Below are 21,797 nucleotides of genomic sequence, written 5' to 3'. Positions count from 1 at the left end.
ACTACCAAGAAAGCCCCTAGTCGTACGCTAGACCCATGGCCTCACGAACCTCGCGCATGGTTTCTTGGGCAACCTTACGGGCCTTATCGCAACCATCGGCAATGATGGAACGCAACAAGCTGGGGTCGTCTAAATATTTTTGAGCTCGCTCAAACATCGGTTGCTGCTCAGCCAATATCGCATCAATCACGGGTTGCTTGCACTCCAAGCAGCCGATTCCTGCTGACTTACACCCCTTCCCGACCCACCGCTTGGTTTCTTCATTCGAATAGACGGTGTGAAGTTGCCATACGGGGCAACGCGCTGGATCGCCCGCATCCGTTCTGCGTACTCGGGCTGGATCGGTAGGCATGGTCCGTATTTTCTTAATGACTTCCTCAGGCTGTTCACGAACGCTGATCGTGTTGCCATAGGACTTAGACATCTTTTGCCCGTCAATTCCTGGCATACGTGAAGCGGCCGTCAGCAATGCTTGTGGCTCGGGAAGGATAATTTTGCGAGCACCTTCCAAAAATCCAAATAGCCTTTCGCGATCGGCCATCGATAGGCTTTGCGCTTCTTGCAACAGCGCCTTGGCTTGTTCTAGCGCTTCATCATCTCCGCGCTCCTGAAACGCTACTCGCAATTCGGAATACATCTTGGCACGTTTACTACCGAGTTTTTTGACTGCTTCGAGTGCCTTCTCTTCAAAACCTGGCTCGCGACCATAAAGGTAATTAAAACGACGTGCGACTTCGCGCGTCATCTCAACGTGCGGAACCTGATCTTCACCAACCGGGACAAACTGCGCACGGTAAATCAAAATATCGGCAGACTGTAGAAGTGGATAGCCCAAGAAACCATAGGTTTGCAGGTCTTTCTCTTTGAGCTTCTCAAGCTGATCCTTATAGGTTGGAACACGCTCAAGCCAGCCCAACGGGGTTCCCATCGATAACAATAAAAAGAGTTCCGCATGCTCAGGCACTTTGCTCTGAATGAACAAGGCTGCCTGATTTGGGTCCACGCCAGCAGCCAACCAATCGATCACCATATCCCAAACCGATTGCTCGATCACATCAGGGGTTTCATAGTGGGTGGTTAGCGCATGCCAATCCGCAACAAAGAAAAAGCAGGGATATTCAGATTGCAAGCGTACCCAGTTTTTTAATACTCCTTGGTAATGACCAAGATGCAAATTGCCCGTAGGCCGCATACCAGAGAGAACACGTTCAGCAAACATCGTTTAGTTTTTCTTTGTGAATAATGAAATCAGTTAATGAAACACAGACCACACTGGCGTGAGAGAGTCTGGTAAAGGCGGTAGCGATCCTAAATCGACATGACTCTCACTAGGATCATGAAAATCGGAGCCACGAGACGCTAAAAAACCATAGTGCTGGGCAATTTCTCCATAAGTTTGATATTGATCTGGGCTATGACTTCCAGTAATCACTTCAATACCCAGGCCACCGATATTCTTGAAATGCTTATATAGCTCTTCCATTTGCAAAGCATTGAAGTTATAGCGTCCTGGGTGCGCAATGACCGCCACCCCACCAGCCCCCTTAATCCAGGCAACCGCGTCATCCAAGGGGGCCCACTGATGCGTTACAAAGCCCGGCTTGCCTTCTACCAAATAGTTTTTGAATACATGTTCGGTATCTTTGCATACGCCCTGCTCTACTAAAAACCGAGCGAAATGTGTTCTCGAAATCAGTTGATGATTGCCGGCATAGTGCAAGGCACCTTCATATGCACCAGGAATGCCAACCTTCAATAATTGGTCAGACATTTGTTTGGCTCGATTGCCACGACCCTCTCGTGTACGACGCAAGCCCTCAATAATCCCGAGGTGCTCTGAGTCAATACCAAGACCAACAATATGAATCGTTTGACCCATCCAAGTCACTGAAATTTCAACACCGGCAACATAATCAATACTTAAAGCCTGTGCAGCACTCTTAGCACGCTGTTGACCGCCAAGCTCATCGTGATCTGTCAAAGCCCACAAGCTCACACCATTTGCCTTGGCGCGCTCTGCAAGAACTTCAGGCGTTAAGGTGCCATCCGAAATAACGGAATGGCAATGTAAATCAGCGTTAATGGTGGATAAACTACTCATGACCCTATTTTAGGTCAAGCTGGTATCTATTACCCGGCGCGGAGCATCTAGGTAGTCGCGAGACTGCATTTCGATTAAACGAGATACTGTTCTGGAGAATTCAGCGGTAATTTGCCCCTCGGTATACAAGTCAGGGGCTGGCACTTGGGCCGACATAATTAGCTTGATTTTGTGGTCATATAAAACATCAATCAACCAAATAAAACGGCGGGCCTCATTCGTCATTTTGGGGGGCATATAAGGCACCCCAGACAAGATCACCGTGTGAAACTGATTCGCAATCTCAAGATAGTCATTCTGGGAACGGGGTCCACAACACAGCGTCTGAAAATCAAACCAAACCACACCATCGGCCATATGCAACGGTCTTAGCTCTCGTGACTCAATATGCAAGTCTGGATTACGCATTTCTGGTTGATTGCCAATTAATGTCTGAAACATTTGACCAAGCGTTGCCTGTGTCTCTGCGTTAATCGGCGTGAGATATGCCTCTACTTGCGCCATCTGTACCCGACGATAATCATTTCCCGCATCCACATTTAAGACATCGAGTTTTTCTTCTAGCAATTTGATGGCGGGCAATAGACGATCATGATGCAAACCATTGGGATACAGTTGATCCGGACGATAGTTGGAAGTCATTACAAACTGCACGCGATCCGCAAAAAGCGCGCTGAGCAAGCGATACAGAATCATTGCATCAGCAATGTCATTGATGTGGAACTCATCAAAACAGATCAAGCGATAGCGATTCGCTATCCGCTTAGAGAGCTCATCAAGTGGATCCGCAAGGCCAGAGAGTTCACGGAGTTCACGATGGACCTCCCGCATAAATTCATGGAAATGAATGCGAATCTTCTTCTCTAAAGGAGAGGCTGCGTAAAAACAATCCATGAGGAAGGACTTGCCACGCCCTACACCGCCCCATAGATAAAGACCTCTGGGCAGAGTAGGTTTGAAGATTTTCTTTTTGAGATTGTTGCTACGGATACCTTTGTAGGCTATCCATTCATCTTCGCATTTTTGCAGACGCTCTACAGCACGAAGCTGCGCGGGATCACTTTGATACCCGCGCGCTTTTAACTCTTGATGGTAATACTCAATGGTTTTCAATTACATATTGAGTGCGCGTTGATCTGTCGCTAATGCCGCTTCGCGCATCACTTCTGACAAGCTTGGATGCGGATGACAGATACGTGCAATATCCTCAGCAGCTGCTTTGAATTCCATTGCTACAGCAGCTTCAGCAATTAAATCCGATGCATTTGCACCAATGATATGAACACCGAGAATTTCATCGGTCTTTGCGTCAGACAATACCTTGATAAAACCATCAGCACGACCCATGCCCAATGCACGACCATTCGCAGCAAATGGGAACTGACCGGATTTATAAGCAACACCAGCCTCTTTGAGGGCCTGTTCGGTTTTGCCAACCCAAGCAATCTCGGGATCGGTATAAATGACCCATGGAATACAGTTGTAATCAATGTGGGGCTTTTGACCAGCGATTACTTCAGCGGCGAGAACACCCTCATCCTCTGCTTTGTGCGCCAACATCGGCCCACGAACAACGTCACCAACCGCATAAACACCAGGCGCAGAAATTGCACAAGCATGGTCGTCAATCGGAATAAAGCCACGCTCATCAACTTTGAGTCCGATCTTATCCAGGCCCAATTTATCGGTATTCGGCACACGCCCAACAGAAACAATTAAACGATCACACTCGAGTTTTGCAGCTTTACCAGCGCTATCGGTGTAATTGACGACTACACCTTTCTTGTCAGCCTTCACTTCACCGATATTCACACCCATGTTGATGTTCAAACCCTGTTTGGTAAATAGCTTTTGCGCTTCTTTGGCAATACTGACATCGCAAGCAGCCAAGAAGGATGGCAATGCTTCGAGCACAGTCACTTCGGAGCCCAAGCGGCGCCAAACAGAACCAAGTTCCAGACCAATAACACCAGCGCCAATCACGCCTAACTTCTTGGGAACTGAGTCGAACTTCAGGGCGCCTTCGTTATCGCAAATCAACATGTTATCCACTGGAATACCAGGCAAGTGACGCGCCTTCGATCCAGTTGCGATGATCACATTTTTAGCGGTAACAGTATCCTTATCCTTGCCATCAATTTTGACTTGATAGCCATCAGCACCTTTACCTTCAAAAGACGCATGGCCTTTGAGCAAGGTAATTTTGTTTTTACGGAATAGGTACTGAATACCACCCGTCATCTTTGTAACGATGTCATCTTTACGTTGCACCATTTTTTTGGAATCAATGCTGACTGAGCCAACTTCGATTCCATGGTCTGCTGCATGGTGACCAATCCTCTCGAACTCTTCGGATGAGGCTAATAAGGCTTTCGAAGGAATACAGCCAACGTTCAAGCAGGTTCCACCTAAGCGTGGCTCACCGTTTGGATCATCATAGGCATTCGATTCAGCACAGGCAACCTTGAAACCCAATTGCGCCGCACGGATAGCAGCGATGTAGCCACCAGGGCCACCGCCAATTACGAGCACATCAAAAGCTTGGCTCATGATCTTCCCTTCTTACAAATCAAGGAGAAGGCGTGAAGGATCTTCTAAGGCATCCTTTATGGCAACCAGACCAAGCACAGCCTCACGGCCATCGATGATACGGTGGTCATAAGACAAGGCTAAGTAGTTAATTGGGCGTACGACAACTTGACCGTTCTCCACAACAGCGCGATCTTTCGTTGCGTGAATACCCAAAATAGCAGACTGCGGAGGATTGATAATCGGTGTAGATAGCATCGAACCAAACACGCCACCGTTTGAGATGGAGAAAGTACCGCCAGTTAGCTCTTCAATCGATAGCTTACCTTCGCGAGCTTTAACACCGAATTCAGCAATCTTCTTCTCAATATCAGCCAAGTTCATTTGGTCTACATCGCGCAGAATCGGCACTACCAAGCCACGTGGTGAGCTCACAGCAATACCAATATCAAAGTAACCGTGATAAACGATGTCGTTTCCATCCACAGATGCATTGAGGAGTGGGAACTTTTTCAAAGCATGAGTAGCCGCTTTAACGAAGAATGACATGAAGCCCAACTTCACACCATGAGTTTTTTCAAACTGATCTTTGTATTTGTTACGCAATGCAATCACTGGACCCATATTGACTTCATTGAATGTGGTCAAGATGGCATTGTTTGCTTGGGACTCCAGCAAACGCTCAGCGATACGAGCACGCAAGCGACTCATTGGCACGCGCTCTTCTGGGCGATCACCAATCGGAATTGGAGCACTTGGCAATGCAGCAGCTTTACCGCCAGCAGATGCATTTAGTGCATCACCCTTAGTAATACGGCCATCACGACCGGAACCTGCTACCTGACCTGCATCAACACCCTTCTCAGCCAGAATCTTGCTTGCTGATGGTGATGCGGCTGCGCCAGCAGCTTTGGCAGGCGCGGCAGCTTTCGCAGGAGCTGCGGCCGGTGCTGCAGCGGCAACCGCTGTGCTATCAATTTTTGCAATCAACTGCTCAGCAACGACAGTACCGCCATCGGCAACAACGATTTCTGTCAAAACACCTGCTGAGGGCGCCGGCACCTCGAGTACCACCTTATCGGTCTCGATTTCGATCAAAATTTCATCTTGACCGACAGCATCGCCGACTTTCTTTTTCCATTGCAACAATGTTGCTTCAGCAACAGATTCGGAGAGTTGTGGAACTTTAACTTCAAAAATAGCCATGATTAATCTTGCTTATTGATATGTATGTTGAGTAATGAAGACGATTATTTCGTGATCACGTAACCTTTTAATTTGGCAAATGCCGCATTGAGAAGAGACTTCTGCTGCTCTTGGTGCAAATGAGCATATCCGCAAGCAGGTGAAGCTGATGCAGGACGCCCTGCATAACCTAACTTCATACCATCAGACATGTTCTCCAAGATATTGTGCTGGACAAAGAACCATGCACCCTGATTTTGTGGCTCATCCTGACACCAAACAATCTCTTCCAGCTTTGGATATTTCTTCAGTTCAGCAGTGAGCGCTTTATGTGGGAAAGGATACAACTGCTCCAAACGAATAATCGCCACATCCCCTGACTTCTTCTCTGTGCGCTGCTTGACTAAGTCATAGTAGACCCTGCCTGAACACATAATCATGCGAGTCACTTTCTTCGCATCTATGGTGTCGTCGCGTTCGCCGATGACGGTTTGGAAGCCGCCCTTCGTAAACTCTGAAAGTGGTGATGCAGCATCCTTATTACGCAACAACGATTTTGGCGTAAACAATACCAACGGCTTACGGAACTGGCGAATCATTTGACGACGCAATACGTGGAAGATTTGAGACGCCGTAGTTGGCTGAATCACCTGCATATTGGTATCAGCACACAACTGCATGAAGCGCTCAAGACGTGCTGAAGAGTGCTCAGGACCCTGACCTTCATAGCCGTGCGGCAACATCATGACCAAACCGTTTGCGCGACCCCACTTCACCTCACCCGAGGCGATGAACTGGTCAATCACTACCTGTGCGCCATTGGCAAAGTCACCAAACTGGGCTTCCCAAATGGTCAACGTATTTGGCTCTGCAGCCGCGTAACCATATTCAAAACCAAGAACTGCTTCTTCAGACAGAATCGAGTCAATCACTGTAAATGGGGCTTGATCTTTGGTTACATGCTGAAGCGCAATGTAGGTACCGGTATCCCACTTCTCGCGGTTTTGCTCATGCAATACCGCATGACGGTGAGTAAAGGTACCGCGACCACTATCCTCGCCCGATAGACGAATTGGATAGCCGCTTGCAACCAGAGAAGCAAAAGCTATATGCTCGCCCATACCCCAGTCGATATTCGCTTCACCGCGACCCATCGCAGCGCGGTCGTTGTAGACCTTCGCTACCAGTGGGTGCGCTTTAAAGCCCCCTGGGATGGTAGAAATCTTTTCTGCCAAGCGCCTCCACTCGGTTAATGGAATGGAGGTATCCGCTTCATCAGTCCACTTCTTATTTAGGAATGGGGACCAATCCACCGCAAACTTGCCCTTGAAATTACTGAGCACTGGATCAGAGGTTTGTTTACCGGCATCCATTGCAGCGCGGTACTCTTTCACCATTAAATCGCCAGTACCTGCAGGCAAGACGCCCTGAGTTTCTAAGCGGTCGGCATACAGTTTGCGGGTACCTGGGTGTGCGCCAATGACCTTGTACATCAACGGCTGAGTCATGGCTGGCGTATCTTGTTCGTTGTGACCCAGTTTGCGGAAACAGATAATGTCGATGGCAACATCTTTATGGAACTTCGTGCGGAACTCAACTGCCAATTTCGTCGCCAGAACTACTGCCTCAGGATCATCCCCATTGACGTGCAATACTGGGGCATCGACCACCTTCATGATATCCGTACAGTACAAGCTCGAACGCAAGTCACGGGGATCAGATGTGGTGAAACCAATCTGGTTGTTGATCACAATGTGAACTGTACCGCCGGTTGAGTAACCGCGAACCTCAGACATTGCCAGAGTCTCTTGCATCACACCTTGACCAGCGATCGCAGTGTCACCGTGCACCAATACTGGCATCACTTGTTCACCCAACATATCGCCACGACGCTCCATACGCGCACGCGCAGAGCCCTCAACCACTGGGTTAACGATTTCTAAGTGGGATGGATTAAATGCCAACGATAAGTGAACGGGACCGCCTGGAGTCGAAATGTCACTCGAGAAACCTTGGTGATATTTGACGTCACCAGCAGGCAATGTCTCGGGACCTTTGTGTTCAAATTCAGCAAATAAATCTTTGGGCATTTTGCCCAAGGTGTTTACAAGAACATTCAGACGACCACGGTGGGCCATACCAATCACAATCTCCTGTACGCCGCGGCTACCTGCATCACGGATCAACTCATCCATACAGGCAATAAAGCTTTCACCGCCCTCAAGGGAGAAACGCTTTTGACCAACGTATTTGGCTTGGAGATAGCGCTCCAGACCCTCTGCAGCGGTCAAGCGATCCAAAATCTGGCGCTTTTCTTCTACATTAAATTGGGGTGTCGAGCGAATAGACTCCAACTTCTCTTGCCACCATTTTTTGATCTTTTGATCAGCGATAAACATGAACTCGGCACCAATCGTGCCACAGTAGGTTTCGCGTAATGCCTGCAGCAAATCGCGCAGGGTCATTTCATTTTTGCCGAAGAATGTATTGCTGGTATTGAAGACGATATCCATATCGCCATCCGTAAATCCGTAGAAAGCAGGATCAAGCTCAGGAATATCCTGGCGCTCCGTGCGCTTCAAAGGATCTAAGTTTGCCCAGCGATTGCCAACGTTACGGTACGCTGCAATCAATTGCTGAACAGCAACGCGCTTACGCCCCATTTTTTCTGAATCAGCAGAATCCGAAATCGTTCGGATCGGACCTTGTTTGGCGCGCTCAGCAAAAGACGCCACAATTGGTCCGTGCGCAATGTCGGTTCGATTTGAACCATCCACCGCTGGGATTTGTTTCACGTTATCGAAATAATCACGCCAGTGGTCCTCTACAGAACTTGGATCGTGCAAATAAGACTCGTAGAGTTCCTCTACATAGGGGGCATTTCCGCCGAAGAGATAGGATTTACCTCTTTGATCCTGCATCATGATGCTCACCTTTCATCGGGTTTCCCGAATAAAAACTGTGGTTATAACCATCCGTTACACGGCTGTACCGTTTCACGAATTGATCTGTGCAAATACTGGTACTACTGCAGTAATTTAACATGAGTGACCACGGTCACATAAAGGGCTTTCCCTGATTTATGGGGTTTTCGGGGTATTTCCCTAGCCCAACAATATGAATAAGAACTTTCCTACCGCGCTTTCAATATTGGCGGACAGATTGAATGCCATTTGGTTTTTATTCTCTAAATCTTCAAGTGAATTAATGAAATTAAGGGGAATATGAAAGCAATTACGCCAGAAATGGAATATCTCAGCACCAGACAAAGCGCCAAAGTTTTGCAGGTTTCTCTGGGAGCCGTTCAGAAAATGGTTGAATTAGGTAAATTAATCGCCTGGAAAACCCGTGGGGGTCATCGACGAATATTGGCCAGCTCGCTTGAACAACAGCTACAAAAACGAAAACGGGCGATGCGCCAGAAAACCACCCAAAACTGCGTTGCGATCGGCATCTTTCGAAGATCCGAAAATAGCGAAGAACCCCTAAAATCGATTGTTGACTGGCATTTGGAGGTAGAAATGGAAGTGGCTGTAGATAGCCTAGAGGGGCTGATGAAGGCGGTCTCGATTACGCCAGACGTCATCTTTTTGGACGCACTCATTCCCCCGGTAGAGCAAGTACATCTAATCCATTATCTGAGTAAAAACAAGGACACACAGCGTATACCTATTCTGGTGGATGAAGGTTTTATCAAGCTTCACCCTGGCGTTGTTGCCCTAGCAGACGAGAACCACAGCAGCCGACCCCATCTCACCGATAGCATTAAGGAAGAGCTAGAAAATGGCTTAATTGATCTCAATCCGCTGACTATTGGCTATCCCGCAACTAGTCCAGATCAGGACCACATCATCACCCCATTCCAGCCGTCATGACCTCTTGGAGCCACTATTTTTAGGGGCACTTTCCCGAAAGTGCCCCTAGAAGCATCTATATGACTTAATGGGTTGTAAAACCAGGTATTCGAAGAAAAAAAATAGGCCGCATAGCGGCCTATTTTGTTAATTACCCACTTAATGTCAAATTAGATCGGGAAATTACTGCGATCTCTTCCTTCGATCCATTTTGGCGCTTTACCGCGACCAGTCCAAGTCTCGCAGTGTATGGATTACGGTATTCGGGGGCTACCTTGCCACTTACACTATTCGCACCAGCCTTACGACTAAATAAATCGGATGCTACTAGACCGTACTACTCAATAATGGCTTTTGCTTTTGCAATACCATCAGCCTTTTCACGGGCAATTGCTTCTTTGATTTGCTTATCTAATTGCTCGCGCTGAGCCAAGAGCTCTTTATAAGAAGACATCTATTGATTTCTCTATATATTAAGTTATCGGAAATAGCATTAAATAATGTTATTAACCTTTATTTATCTACGGTTTATGGCATTAATAGTTATTAAATATACATATTCATTATAAATATCATTATTAAATATGATGATTTAATAAGAAAACGCTATTTTCTTAATACAAAGGTTCCGCTGGCTTTAGCAGTAATTTCTCCCGCCCCATTCAATGCCACAGCCTCGCAATAATGAATGGATTTACCAGCTTTTAGCAAAGTGCCTTCCACCACAATTTTTCCTTCACTCGGGCGCAGGAAGCTCGTGCTCATATCAATCGTAATGGCTCCGAGTTGATGGTTTGAAGCTGTACGAGCGGCTGCACCCATCGCAAAATCAAGCAAGGTCATAATGACGCCCCCTTGAGCCACATGAAAGCTATTGGTGTGCTCTGGCTTTACGGTGTAGCCGATCCTAACCTTACCGCTTTCAGCAAATTCAGGAACAACACCTAAGTGGTGCAAAAACGGAATATCAAGACCAAAGTAAATGGTTCTATTGTGGTCTTGGACCTGGCTGTTTGTGGCATCGAGAGTCATTAACACATCCTTAAGGCGTCATTTGGGCATTCAGTTTTGCCTGGCTTGGGTCATGCAATTTATTCAAAGCAGACAAGTAAGCTTTTGCTGATGCGGCAATGATGTCCGGATCCGTGCCTACCCCATTCACAATGCGACCACCCTTAGATAAGCGCACTGTCACTTCACCCTGAGATTGCGTACCGGAGGTTATTGCATTTACCGAATACAGTAATTGCTCGGCACCACTCTTCGCAATCTCTTCGACGGCATTTAAGCTTGCATCTACTGGGCCATTACCCTCAGCCTCTGAGCTCACCTCTTGGCTACCCATGCGAAAGGTCACCCGAGATTTTGGGCGCTCACCGGTCTCCGAATGCTGGCTCAACGATATGAAATGGTAATGTTCGCCCTCCTCTGCAGCCGCAGAATCAGACATGATGGCAATGATGTCCTCGTCAAAAATCTCCGCTTTTTGATCCGCCAGAGCCTTAAACCGAGTAAAGGCCTCGTTCAAATCTGCTTCCGCTTCAACAGTGATACCCAACTCTTGTAAGCGCTGTTTGAAGGCATTGTGTCCAGAAAGTTTGCCCAACACAATTTTGTTGGTAGTCCAACCCACATCTTCTGCGCGCATGATTTCATAGGTTTCACGATTTTTCAAAATACCGTCTTGATGAATGCCGGAAGCATGTGCAAATGCATTTGCACCGACAACCGCCTTATTAGGCTGCACCACAAAGCCGGTAATTTGCGAAACCAATTTTGATGCAGGAACAATTTGGCTCGCATCAATGCCGCAAACCATATCAAAGTAATCTTTGCGAGTACGCAAGGACATAACAATTTCTTCTAACGCGGTATTGCCAGCGCGCTCACCCAAGCCATTAATGGTGCACTCAATTTGACGGGCCCCGCCAATCTTCACCCCAGCCAAAGAGTTGGCCACCGCCATTCCTAAATCGTTATGGCAATGCACGGACCAAATGGCCTTATCGGAATTGGGCACACGCGTCCGCAAGGTCTTGATAAACTCGCCATACAACTCTGGAGTGGCATAACCAACCGTATCGGGAATATTGATGGTTGAAGCGCCTTCATTAATCACCGCCTCTACCACCCTACACAAGAAATCCATCTCAGAGCGGTAGCCATCCTCTGCCGAGAACTCAATATCCGAAGCCAAATTTCGGGCAAAACGAATCGATCGCTTAGCTTGCTCCAATACTTCCTCAGGTGACATGCGTAATTTCACGGCCATGTGCAACGGACTGGTTGCTAAGAAGGCATGAATGCGTTTTGCATTAGCTGCTTTTAAGGCATCAGCAGCTCGGGTAATATCTTTGTCGTTTGCACGCACCAAAGAACAAACCGTGGAGTCTTTGATGGCCGCAGCCACCGCAGAAATTGCCTGAAAATCTCCTTCAGAGCTGGCAGCAAAACCCGCTTCAATCACATCCACTTTGAGACGCTCGAGCTGACGGGCAATACGAACCTTCTCGTCCTTAGTCATCGATGCACCAGGGGACTGCTCGCCATCACGCAAGGTGGTATCAAAAATGATTACTTTGTCGCTCATTACTACTCTCCAGTTTGGATTACGGATTTAATGAAATTCTGAAACGCTGTACTAAAAAACAAAAACCCCAGCAATTTGCTGGGGCTGGTATTGGTGGTTAATGAATTAAATCAATCTCATCAACTCAGACCTTACCCGCCCCAAGCTTAAGGCTTAGTGCTAGCAGAAGAAGACCGGTTAAAAGTGAGAAATTCATCAACATGGAAATAATATAACCCAAAAAATGGGGATTTAGCTAAAACGCTTTCGATTGAGGCGCTCCCATACCCAAATCACATATCCGGAGATCGAATACACCACAAACAAGCCAAATAAGGTTAATGGCGGGTTTGATGAAATCAATACAAAAGTCAGAATCAATAAAACCATCACGCCAAAAGGCACCCGATAGCGCACATCTAAGGCTTTACCGCTGTAGAAACGGGCATTCGAAACCATCGTCAAGCCGGCATAGACGGCAATCAAGAACATCACCCACGGAATAGCCGTATCTCGGACCGGAATCTGGTTATCGTCAGCCAACCATATGAAGCCAGCAACGAGTGATCCAGCCGCTGGACTGGGCAAGCCCTGGAAAAATTTCTTGTCCACTATGCCAATGTTGACATTGAAACGAGCCAAACGCAAAGCTGCTCCAGCGCAATACGTAAAGGCAGCCAACCAGCCCCACTTCCCTAAATCTTTTAGGGCCCACTCATATGCAACCAATGCGGGAGCGACACCAAATGAGACCATGTCAGCCAATGAATCGTATTGCTCACCAAATGCACTTTGCGTATTGGTCATTCGAGCAACGCGACCATCCATGCCATCCAATACCAATGAGGCAAATATAGCAATTGCGGCTACCTGAAATTGACCGTTCATCGCATTGACAATGGCAAAAAAGCCGCTGAACAATGCAGCCGTAGTAAATGCGTTTGGCAAAAGATAAATGCCTTTACTGCGCAATCGTGGCTTGGGAGGCTCGAGCTCCTCAACTTCGTAGTCAACCCCATCACCCAATGCATCCACCCACTCTGCTTGAGAGGGCTCAGTCTTACGATGGCTCAGGCGACTGCGGTCAATGCGTCCACGACGGCGAAAGGTAGTCAAGGTTTTCCAAATAAATGGTAAAGGTTATACGGAGTAACTTAATCCAAACCCGGCACACGGGCCAAGGCAGTATTGGTTGCAAATACTTTATCACCTACCGAAACCAAAGGTTCGGCGGTCAAAGGCAAATACACATCGACGCGAGAACCAAAGCGAATAAAGCCATAGCGCTCGCCCGCTTTCAAGCGATCGCCCACATGGATGTAGCAAAGAATACGGCGCGCTATCAAACCTGCCACTTGCACCAAGGTAATGGTTTGACCGTTCGCATCAATCACCACCGCATTACGCTCATTTTCAGTAGAGGCTTTGTCCAAGTCGGCATTCACAAACTTGCCCGGAAAATATTGAATCTCTTTCACTAGGCCATTAACTGAACTGCGATTGGAGTGAACGTTAAAAACGTTCATGAACACGCTAATTTTAAGCGTTTCACGCCCAGCGTATGGATCATTGGCAGTTTCAACCACCACAATACGGCCATCCGCAGGGGATAAAACCAGATCGCGACCTAATGCAGGAATGCGCTGGGGATCGCGAAAGAACTGCAGAACAAAGACAAAAATAATCCACACTGGCCAAGACCATGCTATTCCACCAAAGTGGTGAACTAGCAAGGCCACTACCCCCACTAGCGCCAAATAGGGCCAACCTTCTTTCGCAATAATGGGGTGTGGATACATCATCGTTATTCTGAGTCCTTTTTAAACATCCAGCAATGGATTAATTAGTTTTTAGTTTGATCAACCAATTTGTTTTTTGCAATCCAAGGCATCATGGCGCGCAACTTAGCGCCAACGACTTCAATGTCATGCTCTGCATTTAAGCGACGACGTGAGATCAGTGTTGGAGCACCAGCCTTATTTTCAAGGATAAAGCTCTTCGCATATTCACCAGTCTGAATGTCTTTCAAGCACTGACGCATTGCGTTCTTAGTATCTTCTGTAACAACACGTGGGCCAGTAACGTATTCACCGTACTCAGCGTTATTTGAGATGGAGTAGTTCATGTTGGCAATTCCGCCTTCATAGATCAAGTCCACGATCAACTTGAGCTCATGCAAGCACTCAAAGTACGCCATTTCAGGGGCGTAGCCAGCTTCTACCAAGGTCTCAAAGCCAGCCTTGATCAACTCTACGGCACCACCACACAGAACAGCTTGCTCACCGAACAAATCGGTTTCGGCTTCTTCGCGGAAATTGGTTTCGATGATGCCAGCGCGACCGCCACCGTTGGCAGTTGCATAGGACAACGCAACATCACGGGCAGAACCGGACTTATCTTGGTAAACAGCGATCAAATGCGGAACGCCACCACCCTGTGTATAGGTGCCACGCACAGTATGACCAGGCGCTTTTGGAGCAATCATGATGACATCCAAGTCGGCGCGAGGTTGAACTTGACCGTAATGCACGTTAAAGCCGTGTGCAAATGCAAGAGCGGCGCCTTGTTTAATGTTTGCGTGTACTTCTTTGTTGTAAACGTCTGCAATTTGCTCGTCTGGCAACATCATCATCACGACATCAGCATCCTTAACAGCTTCCGCAACTTCTTTTACCGCTAAACCAGCGTTAGCCGCTTTATTCCAAGAGGCACCGTTTTTACGCAAACCCACCGTTACGTTCACACCGGAGTCTTTTAGGTTCAACGCGTGTGCATGACCCTGTGAACCGTAACCAATGATGGTGACTTTCTTGCCCCTAATGAGGGACAAATCTGCGTCTTTATCGTAAAAAACTTTCATGCTCTTTCCTTGTGTTGAAAATATTGTTATTCGAGTAATAAATCAGTAAAAAATTACACCCTCAAGATGCGCTCGCCGCGCCCAATACCAGAACCGCCCGAACGAACGGTTTCCAAAATGGAGGCACGATCAATTGAATCAATAAAAGCGTCTAACTTGGCGCCATCGCCAGTCAATTCAATGGTGTAGCTCTTATCAGTGACATCAATGATGCGACCACGGAAGATATCCGTTGTGCGCTTCAGTTCTTCGCGCTGCTTACCCACCGCACGAACCTTAATCATCATCAACTCGCGCTCGATATGAGGACCTTCGCTCAAATCAAATACTTTTACGACTTCAACCAAACGGTTTAAGTGTTTGGTGATTTGTTCGATGACATTATCCGAACCAAAAGTGACGATGGTCATGCGGGAAAGCGATGGATCTTCGGTTGGCGCAACGCTGAGCGTATCAATGTTGTAACCGCGGGCAGAAAACAATCCTACAACGCGTGACAAAGCCCCCGGCTCGTTCTCAATCAATACAGAAATAATGTGTCGCATTACAGATCCTCACTACCCAACAGCATTTCAGTAATACCCTTGCCATCATGAACCATTGGCCAGACATTCTCTTCTGGGTCAATTTGGAAATCCATGAACACCGTACGATCTTTTAAACGAATTGCTTCTTTGAGTGCGCCTTCAACATCCGATTTTTTCTCGATGCGCATACCAACGTGTCCATAGGCTTCGGCCAACTTTACAAAGTCTGGCAATGAATCCATATAGGAGCTGGAATACCGTTTGTTATAGGTAAGCTCTTGCCACTGACGAACCATACCGAGGTAGCGGTTATTCAATGACAAGATCTTCACCGGAGTGTCGTACTGTTTGCAGGTGGACAACTCCTGAATGCACATCTGAATAGAGCCCTCACCGGTAATGGTGAATACATCCTTCTCCGGAAATGCTTTCTTGATTCCCATAGCGTACGGCAGACCCACGCCCATGGTACCTAGACCGCCCGAGTTAATCCAACGACGTGGCTTATCAAACTTATAGAACTGCGCAGCCCACATTTGATGCTGACCAACGTCGGAGCAAACAAATGCGTCACCGCCAGTAAGTTCCCATAACTTTTGGACTACATATTGCGGCTTCACTATTTGCGATGCCTCGTCATACTTCAGGCAATCTTTTTTGCGCCATTCATTAATCTGATCCCACCAAGCAGCAACCTTGTCGCCATTTTTACGTGGACCAGCTACCTTGAGCTGAGCCGTCATTTCAATCAATACTTCTTTGAGATTGCCAACAATTGGAACATCTACTTTCACCCGCTTGGAAATCACGGATGGATCAATATCAATATGAATGATCTTACGTGGATGACTTGCAAAATGCGCAGTGTTACCAATCACACGATCCTCAAAACGAGCACCGATTGCAATCAACACATCGCTGTGTTGCATCGCCATATTCGTTTCATAGGTTCCATGCATACCCAACATACCCAGAAACTGTGGGCTAGTTCCAGGGAAACCTCCAAGACCCATCAAGGTATTGGCCACTGGGTAACCCAAGAGATCGGCAAACTCCTTCAGCTCTGGTGCCGCGTCAGCCAAAATAATGCCACCACCGGTATAGATATAAGGACGTTCGGCTTCTTGCAATAACGCAATCGCCTTGCGTATCTGACCGCTATGGCCCTTAATAACTGGGTTGTAGGAACGCATCTCCAGCGTCTCGGGATAGACAAAAGGCCCCTTCGCAGCGGAGACATCCTTCGGAATATCAATCAAGACTGGACCTGGACGACCTGTCTGCGCAATGTAGAATGCTTTTTTTATCACCAATGGCAAATCTTTCACATCCCTCACTAGGAAGTTGTGTTTCACCACTGGGCGAGTAATACCAACAGTATCGGCTTCTTGGAACGCATCTTCACCAATCGCATAAGTCGGTACGTTACCGCTAATGATCACCATGGGGATCGAATCAGTGTATGCAGTAGCAATACCCGTGACTGCATTGGTCACACCGGGACCCGAGGTCACGAGTGCCACACCAACTTTACCGGTTGCTCTGGCGTAGCCATCAGCAGCATGTACAGCAGCCTGCTCATGGCGAACCAAGATGTGTTCGAATTTATTTTGTTTAAAAATCTCGTCGTAGATAAAAAGCACAGAACCGCCTGGGTATCCCCAAACGTATTCCACGCCCTCTTTGTGCAATGCATGCACGAGCATTTCAGCACCAATCATTTCTGGAGGCGTTGCTACGGGAGTTGTATTGGAATCTTTATTAGCTTTAGTCGCTAAAAATTCAGCGCTGCTTGTATTCATTTTCTTTCGTCCTTTGCAATTTTCGGCAAAAAATTGTTTGGTCTGTTCTATCCCCGCTTATGGCCTGAGTTCGAACGGCGCTGCTACCGGAAAAACCACTTCGTAAATGAGAATCTAGGTAGTAAACTTTATATTTTATAGCAACCCCCTAAAATGACCCAATTCTTACCGATTCAGGTGTAATCGATTGCATGGCATCAGCCCAAGAACTATCTGACTTTTTGAGTAGCGTCGAGCAGCGCGCCTTCAAACAGGCAGTCTATGCCGTGCGTGACGACGATGCTGCGCTCGATATTGTTCAAGATGCCATGATTAAGTTGGCTGAAAAATACGGTGATAAACCTGTTGCAGAACTACCACTTGCTTTTCACCAGAATCCTGCAAAACCGAATTCATGACTGGTTTCGACGCCAAAAGGTTCGCAATGCATGGGTCACCCTCTTTTCCAGCATGGGCAAGAAATCCGATGAAAACGAGGATTTTGACCCTCTAGAGTCGCTTTCTGCTGCAGACGATAGTGAAATTCACCAAGATGGGGCCCAAAAACTGGAGCAAAGTCAGCTTTTACAGGCTTTGGAGTCAGAAATCGCTAAATTACCTGTACGTCAACGAGAAGCCTTCCTGATGCGTTATTAGGATGAGCTAAGTATTACGGAGACTGCCAAAGCCATGAATTGCAGCGAAGGTAGTGTCAAAACGCATTGTTCGAGAGCAACCCAATCCTTAGATAAAGCATTGAAATTAAAAGGAATTACCCTGTGAAACACCTTAACGAAGCCCTAAGCCAGACCCAAGCCGACCAATTCGGTCGAGCCAGTGCCGCCCTGTTAAACCAAGGCGCACAAGCCCTGCCTATTGGCATTAAAGATCGTCTTCATGCTGCTCGCATGAAAGCGCTCTCAGTCCGTAAGGCTGAGAAGGTGCGTGCGCAAAAGGCTGTCTTTGCAGGATCTATTGGCAATTACACCTCTTCCTCAAATGGCATTTGGGATACCGCCAGTTGGGTGGCGCCATTAATGGTGCTCGTTTTTGGACTCATCGGCATTGCTCATTGGCAAAACGATTCTCGTCTAACGGATACTGCTGAAGTGGACGTTGCTCTTCTGACAGATGACGTTCCACCCGATGCATATGCAGATAGTGGCTTTTTGGCTTTCCTTAAAAATGGCCCACTCTCAGATTCGGAAGATAGCGCTACTGAACTGTCTCCAAGCAAGTAAGTTGAGCTCCATGTCTTCATCATTGAAGTCACTCGCTCGTTCTATCGTAACTGCTGTTGCGATCACCCTCGGCTTGAGCTCACTTGCCATCAGCACGAGTCATGCACAAACCGTCAGTGGTGGTGGCCACGGCAAAACTACCGCAGTCCCTACCAAAGTGCCCGATGGCACCTGGGAAGGGCTTAATGTCAACCAACAAAAAATTCTGGCGCCACTTGAGAGTGATTGGGACTACATGTCTCCTGATAGTCGCAAGAAATGGATTTACGTTGCCAACATTTATCCCAAGATGAGCTCACAAGATCAAGAGCGCCTGCAATCACGCATGGCGAGCTGGTCAAATCTATCGCAAAAAGATCGGCGCATTGCTCGTGAAAATTATTTCACTAGCCTGAAATTTCCACCTGAGAAAAAAGTTGAGGCTTGGAGCGCGTATCAAAAGCTAAGTGATGAGCAGAAGAAGAAATTAGCCGATATGGAGGCTAGGAAAAAGCCAAGTGCTACTACTGCCCCCACCCTGCAGCAACATGCCATCAAGCAAGATGTGACGTCTCCACAACCGCCAGCACCAAAACCCAGAGCTGTCGCCCCCGCTGCCTCGGAGTCCACAGATTCGACTGCTCCCGCGAATACTGAGGCCTCAGAAGCTTCTAGCAAATGACCCCTGCAGAACTTAATGCGTTACCTGCGCCGGGATTTTGGCGACGCGTATCTTGCTCCCTCTATGAGCAACTCGTATTACTTGGCGTGGTTGCCTTTACATTTCTGCTGACCAACCTGGGACTCGGAATATTATTTGGCGTTTCCTTGCCAAACTGGTTAACGTTTTTATATCTATATGCAGTGCTTGGTATTTACTTCGTTTGGTATTGGACAAAATCCGGCCAAACGTTGGCGATGCAAACTTGGCGAGTGCGCATGATTGGTCGGGATGGGTTTAACCTTTCACGCCGTCAAGCGATCTGGCGCTATATCTATGGATCTCTTTGGGTTGTTCCGTGCGCGATCTTGCAATCGCTCTTCCATTTAGAAAAATGGCAGATTATTGAGATGCTCTTTACGGTGGCATTATTTCTTTGGCCGATCAGCATTTATTTCGATCGCAACGTATCCACTTTGCGCCAGAACTTGCCGGATCGCTTAGCGGGCTCTAGGTTGGTGGAGCTTCCTAAGAGCGTCGTTACCCTGTCTTAAGCCTCGCGTAAACACTCCACTGCCGTAGTGGCTTGTATGCGATTCTGAAAGCGATAGCCCGCAGTTAACGAAGCAATCACACCAAATGCGATACCCAGCAAAATGGATTGCGCAAAGGCATTAAAGTCAATTTCCATGACATAACGACCTAGCGCCCAAGCGAGCTACTGCCGCAGCCAGACCACCCAGCAATCCAGCAACAAAACCAATACAGAGCAATTCGATTCTGACGATTTGACTCAATACACTGCGAGATCCGCCTAATACTTTTAACAAGGCAGCGTTTCGAAAACGCTCATCTTGAGTAGCAGCAATAATGGTGAATGCAAACAACAAACCCAGTGCGGCGGATAACTTATCCATTACCTCCTGAATTTGCTGTAGCGATGCCGAAACATCGACCAGAGTGATGTTGGGATAAGCTTGGCTTAAGGAGTAATCCAGAACATCTTTGTTTGGACTTTGGTAATAGGATGTAATCCAAGACTGCGGCATATTGTTTAATAGCGCTGGCGGCATGATGACAAAGAAGTTCACTCGCATAGAACCCCAGTCCAATTTGCGCAACGAGGTAATGGGCGCCACGACACGCTCGTCAGCAACCTCAAAGGTCAGCTGATCGCCCAACTGATGCTTGAGAGTCTTTGCAATTCCCGTCTCCATAGAAATTTGTGGTTTTGCTCCGTTGATCCACCCCCCCAGCAACGATTCGATTAGCAATCGGCAATTGCTCGGTATAGGACAGATTAAATTCTCGATCAACCAAGCGACGCGCGTTCTCCTCTGAGTAATCGGATGGAGCAATATCTCGACCATTTACCGCAATCAGCCTTCCTCGAATCATCGGATAAAAATCAGGCTTAGATAAGCCGCCTTGTTGTAAAGCAAGTGCAATACCCTCTCTTTGATCCCCTTGAATATTAATCATGAAGCGATTCGGCGCATCGGCCGGAATATTGCCTTGCCACGTGCTCAAAAGATCTTGTCGCAGCAATAGAATCAGTAAAATTGCCATGATGGAAATCGCTAATGCACTCATTTGCATTACTGCAAATCCAGCGCGTCGATTCATCGCTGTAATCGCGAAGCGTATCGGGAAGTATGATGTTTGTATTTTGGATAGTAGCCATAATATGAAGCGCGCCAAGATCGCGAAAAGCATTAGCGCTCCTGCAAAGATCATGCCAACCCATAGTGCCAACTTCGCATCCTTTGCAACTACCCAAATGAGTCCTACACAAACTACTGCGGTAAATAACGTGATCCACACAGTAGCCTGAGTTGCAATACCAATCCCTTTGCGTATTAATCGCATAGGCGACACATTTGCCAAATTGAGAAGCGGCGGCCCAGCAAATGCAAACAATAAGACCCACGCAAAAACCGTACTCCACAGTACTGGCACGATGGAAACAGATGGCAGATTGCCTACTACAAGATTACCCAGTAATCCCGTCAATACATGTTGAACAAGGTAGCCAAAAGCCGAGCCAATTACAGCCGACAACATCCCCAGCAGCAATAGCGTAGTGAATTCTTTTTGAATAATTGCCCACCTGGTAGCACCAAAGCATTTAAGCGCAGCGCAGGCATCAGCCTGGCCTATCATGTAGCGCCTTGCGGATAATCCGATCGCCACCGCAGCAATCATGGCCGTCAACAACGCTACCAAGGATAGAAACTGCTCTGCCCGCTCTAATGTCTTGCGCATCATGGGTTGCGCGTTCTCCAGTGTCTCGATGCGCAGGCCACGAATTTTTTTCGTCTCAATATATTGATTTGCCCACTGTTGATAATCTGCGATTGATTTATCGGATCCCGCAAGAAGTAAATGATAAGTCACTCGACTACCCAACCCAATCAGCCCAGTCGATTGAAGATCCGATAGGGAAATCATGATGCGTGAGGCAAAATTCATAAAGCCAGCGCCACGGTCAAGCTCCTTAACTAACACCC

General features: G+C 47.4%; 20 protein-coding genes and 2 pseudogenes. 5 read left to right on the top strand and 17 right to left on the bottom strand.

Translation table 11 applies throughout. The annotated features are described in order from the left end of the window. Positions 1–16: 16 nt before the first annotated feature. The 6 genes from BQ1619_RS03260 to BQ1619_RS03235 are packed head-to-tail and all read right to left on the bottom strand — an operon-like array spanning position 17 to position 8,739. Positions 17–1,219, bottom strand: coding sequence for a tryptophan--tRNA ligase (locus BQ1619_RS03260; RefSeq protein WP_114662247.1), 1,203 nt, complete (start codon positions 1,217–1,219; stop codon positions 17–19). Positions 1,220–1,252: 33 nt separating this feature from the next. Beyond that, positions 1,253–2,101, bottom strand: coding sequence for a 3',5'-nucleoside bisphosphate phosphatase (locus tag BQ1619_RS03255; protein ID WP_114662245.1), 849 nt, complete (start codon positions 2,099–2,101; stop codon positions 1,253–1,255). A 9-nt stretch (positions 2,102–2,110) separates the two neighbouring features. Then, positions 2,111–3,214 (bottom strand): cell division protein ZapE, encoded by a 1,104-nt coding sequence (gene zapE / locus BQ1619_RS03250; protein WP_114662242.1) that lies wholly within the window; start codon positions 3,212–3,214, stop codon positions 2,111–2,113. Then, positions 3,215–4,651: a dihydrolipoyl dehydrogenase gene (lpdA, locus tag BQ1619_RS03245; protein ID WP_114662240.1), complete on the bottom strand. Its 1,437-nt coding sequence runs from the start codon at positions 4,649–4,651 to the stop codon at positions 3,215–3,217. Between the two features lie 12 nt (positions 4,652–4,663). Beyond that, positions 4,664–5,836 (bottom strand): 2-oxoglutarate dehydrogenase complex dihydrolipoyllysine-residue succinyltransferase, encoded by a 1,173-nt coding sequence (gene odhB / locus BQ1619_RS03240; protein WP_114662238.1) that lies wholly within the window; start codon positions 5,834–5,836, stop codon positions 4,664–4,666. 44 nt (positions 5,837–5,880) lie between these two features. After that, positions 5,881–8,739: a 2-oxoglutarate dehydrogenase E1 component gene (locus tag BQ1619_RS03235; RefSeq protein WP_114662236.1), complete on the bottom strand. Its 2,859-nt coding sequence runs from the start codon at positions 8,737–8,739 to the stop codon at positions 5,881–5,883. 300 nt (positions 8,740–9,039) lie between these two features. Here BQ1619_RS03235 and BQ1619_RS03230 point away from each other — a divergent pair, with 300 nt between their 5' ends. Then, positions 9,040–9,690, top strand: a complete 651-nt coding sequence (locus BQ1619_RS03230; RefSeq protein WP_197711851.1) for a helix-turn-helix domain-containing protein — start codon at positions 9,040–9,042, stop codon at positions 9,688–9,690. A gap of 149 nt (positions 9,691–9,839) precedes the next feature. On the opposite strand, the pseudogene BQ1619_RS03225 reads toward BQ1619_RS03230, so the two are convergent. From BQ1619_RS03225 to BQ1619_RS03190, 8 genes and pseudogenes are all read right to left on the bottom strand, one after another. Then, positions 9,840–10,123, bottom strand: a pseudogene (locus tag BQ1619_RS03225) (H-NS histone family protein). Between the two features lie 152 nt (positions 10,124–10,275). After that, entirely contained in the window at positions 10,276–10,701 is a 426-nt protein-coding gene (locus BQ1619_RS03220) for a PaaI family thioesterase (protein ID WP_114662234.1), read from the bottom strand. 10 nt (positions 10,702–10,711) lie between these two features. Beyond that, on the bottom strand, positions 10,712–12,259 hold the full coding sequence (locus tag BQ1619_RS03215) for a 2-isopropylmalate synthase (protein ID WP_114662233.1): 1,548 nt from the start codon (positions 12,257–12,259) through the stop codon (positions 10,712–10,714). 231 nt (positions 12,260–12,490) lie between these two features. Beyond that, positions 12,491–13,273: a CDP-diacylglycerol--serine O-phosphatidyltransferase gene (gene pssA / locus BQ1619_RS03210; protein ID WP_231968626.1), complete on the bottom strand. Its 783-nt coding sequence runs from the start codon at positions 13,271–13,273 to the stop codon at positions 12,491–12,493. Between the two features lie 119 nt (positions 13,274–13,392). Next, positions 13,393–14,040 (bottom strand): phosphatidylserine decarboxylase, encoded by a 648-nt coding sequence (locus BQ1619_RS03205; RefSeq protein ID WP_114662232.1) that lies wholly within the window; start codon positions 14,038–14,040, stop codon positions 13,393–13,395. Positions 14,041–14,081: 41 nt separating this feature from the next. After that, positions 14,082–15,098 (bottom strand): ketol-acid reductoisomerase, encoded by a 1,017-nt coding sequence (ilvC, locus tag BQ1619_RS03200; RefSeq protein WP_114662231.1) that lies wholly within the window; start codon positions 15,096–15,098, stop codon positions 14,082–14,084. 53 nt (positions 15,099–15,151) lie between these two features. Continuing rightward, positions 15,152–15,643 carry an acetolactate synthase small subunit gene (ilvN, locus tag BQ1619_RS03195; RefSeq protein WP_114662230.1) on the bottom strand — a complete coding sequence of 164 codons (492 nt, stop codon included), beginning with the start codon at positions 15,641–15,643 and terminating at the stop codon, positions 15,152–15,154. After that, positions 15,643–17,427 carry an acetolactate synthase 3 catalytic subunit gene (locus BQ1619_RS03190; protein WP_114662229.1) on the bottom strand — a complete coding sequence of 595 codons (1,785 nt, stop codon included), beginning with the start codon at positions 17,425–17,427 and terminating at the stop codon, positions 15,643–15,645. The genes ilvN and BQ1619_RS03190 overlap by 1 nt, the downstream gene beginning before the upstream one ends. A gap of 191 nt (positions 17,428–17,618) precedes the next feature. On the opposite strand from BQ1619_RS03190, the pseudogene BQ1619_RS03185 reads away from it, so the two are divergent. The 4 genes and pseudogenes from BQ1619_RS03185 to BQ1619_RS03170 all read left to right on the top strand — a co-directional run bounded on the left by BQ1619_RS03185 (position 17,619) and on the right by BQ1619_RS03170 (position 19,841). Next, positions 17,619–18,189, top strand: a pseudogene (locus tag BQ1619_RS03185) (RNA polymerase sigma factor). After that, complete coding sequence (locus tag BQ1619_RS03180) at positions 18,186–18,647, top strand: DUF3619 family protein (protein WP_114662228.1); 462 nt, start codon at positions 18,186–18,188, stop codon at positions 18,645–18,647. Before BQ1619_RS03185 ends, BQ1619_RS03180 begins: the two are co-directional and overlap by 4 nt. A gap of 10 nt (positions 18,648–18,657) precedes the next feature. Then, the gene (locus BQ1619_RS03175; protein ID WP_114662227.1) at positions 18,658–19,308 is read left to right on the top strand and encodes a DUF3106 domain-containing protein; all 651 of its coding nucleotides are present in this window, start codon (positions 18,658–18,660) and stop codon (positions 19,306–19,308) included. Continuing rightward, entirely contained in the window at positions 19,305–19,841 is a 537-nt protein-coding gene (locus tag BQ1619_RS03170; protein WP_114662225.1) for an RDD family protein, read from the top strand. The genes BQ1619_RS03175 and BQ1619_RS03170 overlap by 4 nt, the downstream gene beginning before the upstream one ends. Here BQ1619_RS03170 and BQ1619_RS09060 read toward each other — a convergent pair. The 3 genes from BQ1619_RS09060 to BQ1619_RS09050 are packed head-to-tail and all read right to left on the bottom strand — an operon-like array spanning position 19,838 to position 21,759. Then, positions 19,838–19,978, bottom strand: coding sequence for a hypothetical protein (locus tag BQ1619_RS09060; protein WP_197711850.1), 141 nt, complete (start codon positions 19,976–19,978; stop codon positions 19,838–19,840). The genes BQ1619_RS03170 and BQ1619_RS09060 overlap by 4 nt on opposite strands. Continuing rightward, the gene (locus BQ1619_RS09055) at positions 19,968–20,504 is read right to left on the bottom strand and encodes a hypothetical protein (RefSeq protein WP_197711849.1); all 537 of its coding nucleotides are present in this window, start codon (positions 20,502–20,504) and stop codon (positions 19,968–19,970) included. The genes BQ1619_RS09060 and BQ1619_RS09055 overlap by 11 nt, the downstream gene beginning before the upstream one ends. Continuing rightward, positions 20,446–21,759, bottom strand: a complete 1,314-nt coding sequence (locus BQ1619_RS09050; protein ID WP_197711848.1) for an ABC transporter permease — start codon at positions 21,757–21,759, stop codon at positions 20,446–20,448. The genes BQ1619_RS09055 and BQ1619_RS09050 overlap by 59 nt, the downstream gene beginning before the upstream one ends. Positions 21,760–21,797 lie beyond the last annotated feature (38 nt).

The organism is Polynucleobacter necessarius (assembly GCF_900095195.1).
Classification (GTDB): Bacteria; Pseudomonadota; Gammaproteobacteria; order Burkholderiales; family Burkholderiaceae; genus Polynucleobacter; species Polynucleobacter necessarius_G.
The sequence above is the reverse complement of the archived record's forward strand: the minus strand, read 5'-3'. Positions and strand labels throughout refer to the sequence as shown.

What these genes read in the sequence shown, in the direction of transcription:
- BQ1619_RS03260 (WP_114662247.1), bottom strand. Translation starts at nt 1,219, where the DNA reads ATGTTTGCTGAACGTGTTCTCTCTGGTATGCGGCCTACGGGCAATTTG.
- BQ1619_RS03255 (WP_114662245.1), bottom strand. Translation starts at nt 2,101, where the DNA reads ATGAGTAGTTTATCCACCATTAACGCTGATTTACATTGCCATTCCGTT.
- lpdA (WP_114662240.1), bottom strand. Translation starts at nt 4,651, where the DNA reads ATGAGCCAAGCTTTTGATGTGCTCGTAATTGGCGGTGGCCCTGGTGGC.
- odhB (WP_114662238.1), bottom strand. Translation starts at nt 5,836, where the DNA reads ATGGCTATTTTTGAAGTTAAAGTTCCACAACTCTCCGAATCTGTTGCT.
- BQ1619_RS03235 (WP_114662236.1), bottom strand. Translation starts at nt 8,739, where the DNA reads ATGATGCAGGATCAAAGAGGTAAATCCTATCTCTTCGGCGGAAATGCC.
- BQ1619_RS03230 (WP_197711851.1), top strand. Translation starts at nt 9,040, where the DNA reads ATGAAAGCAATTACGCCAGAAATGGAATATCTCAGCACCAGACAAAGC.
- BQ1619_RS03220 (WP_114662234.1), bottom strand. Translation starts at nt 10,701, where the DNA reads ATGACTCTCGATGCCACAAACAGCCAGGTCCAAGACCACAATAGAACC.
- BQ1619_RS03215 (WP_114662233.1), bottom strand. Translation starts at nt 12,259, where the DNA reads ATGAGCGACAAAGTAATCATTTTTGATACCACCTTGCGTGATGGCGAG.
- BQ1619_RS03205 (WP_114662232.1), bottom strand. Translation starts at nt 14,040, where the DNA reads ATGATGTATCCACACCCCATTATTGCGAAAGAAGGTTGGCCCTATTTG.
- ilvC (WP_114662231.1), bottom strand. Translation starts at nt 15,098, where the DNA reads ATGAAAGTTTTTTACGATAAAGACGCAGATTTGTCCCTCATTAGGGGC.
- ilvN (WP_114662230.1), bottom strand. Translation starts at nt 15,643, where the DNA reads ATGCGACACATTATTTCTGTATTGATTGAGAACGAGCCGGGGGCTTTG.
- BQ1619_RS03190 (WP_114662229.1), bottom strand. Translation starts at nt 17,427, where the DNA reads ATGAATACAAGCAGCGCTGAATTTTTAGCGACTAAAGCTAATAAAGAT.
- BQ1619_RS03175 (WP_114662227.1), top strand. Translation starts at nt 18,658, where the DNA reads ATGTCTTCATCATTGAAGTCACTCGCTCGTTCTATCGTAACTGCTGTT.
- BQ1619_RS03170 (WP_114662225.1), top strand. Translation starts at nt 19,305, where the DNA reads ATGACCCCTGCAGAACTTAATGCGTTACCTGCGCCGGGATTTTGGCGA.
- BQ1619_RS09060 (WP_197711850.1), bottom strand. Translation starts at nt 19,978, where the DNA reads ATGGAAATTGACTTTAATGCCTTTGCGCAATCCATTTTGCTGGGTATC.
- BQ1619_RS09055 (WP_197711849.1), bottom strand. Translation starts at nt 20,504, where the DNA reads ATGGAGACGGGAATTGCAAAGACTCTCAAGCATCAGTTGGGCGATCAG.
- BQ1619_RS09050 (WP_197711848.1), bottom strand. Translation starts at nt 21,759, where the DNA reads ATGAATTTTGCCTCACGCATCATGATTTCCCTATCGGATCTTCAATCG.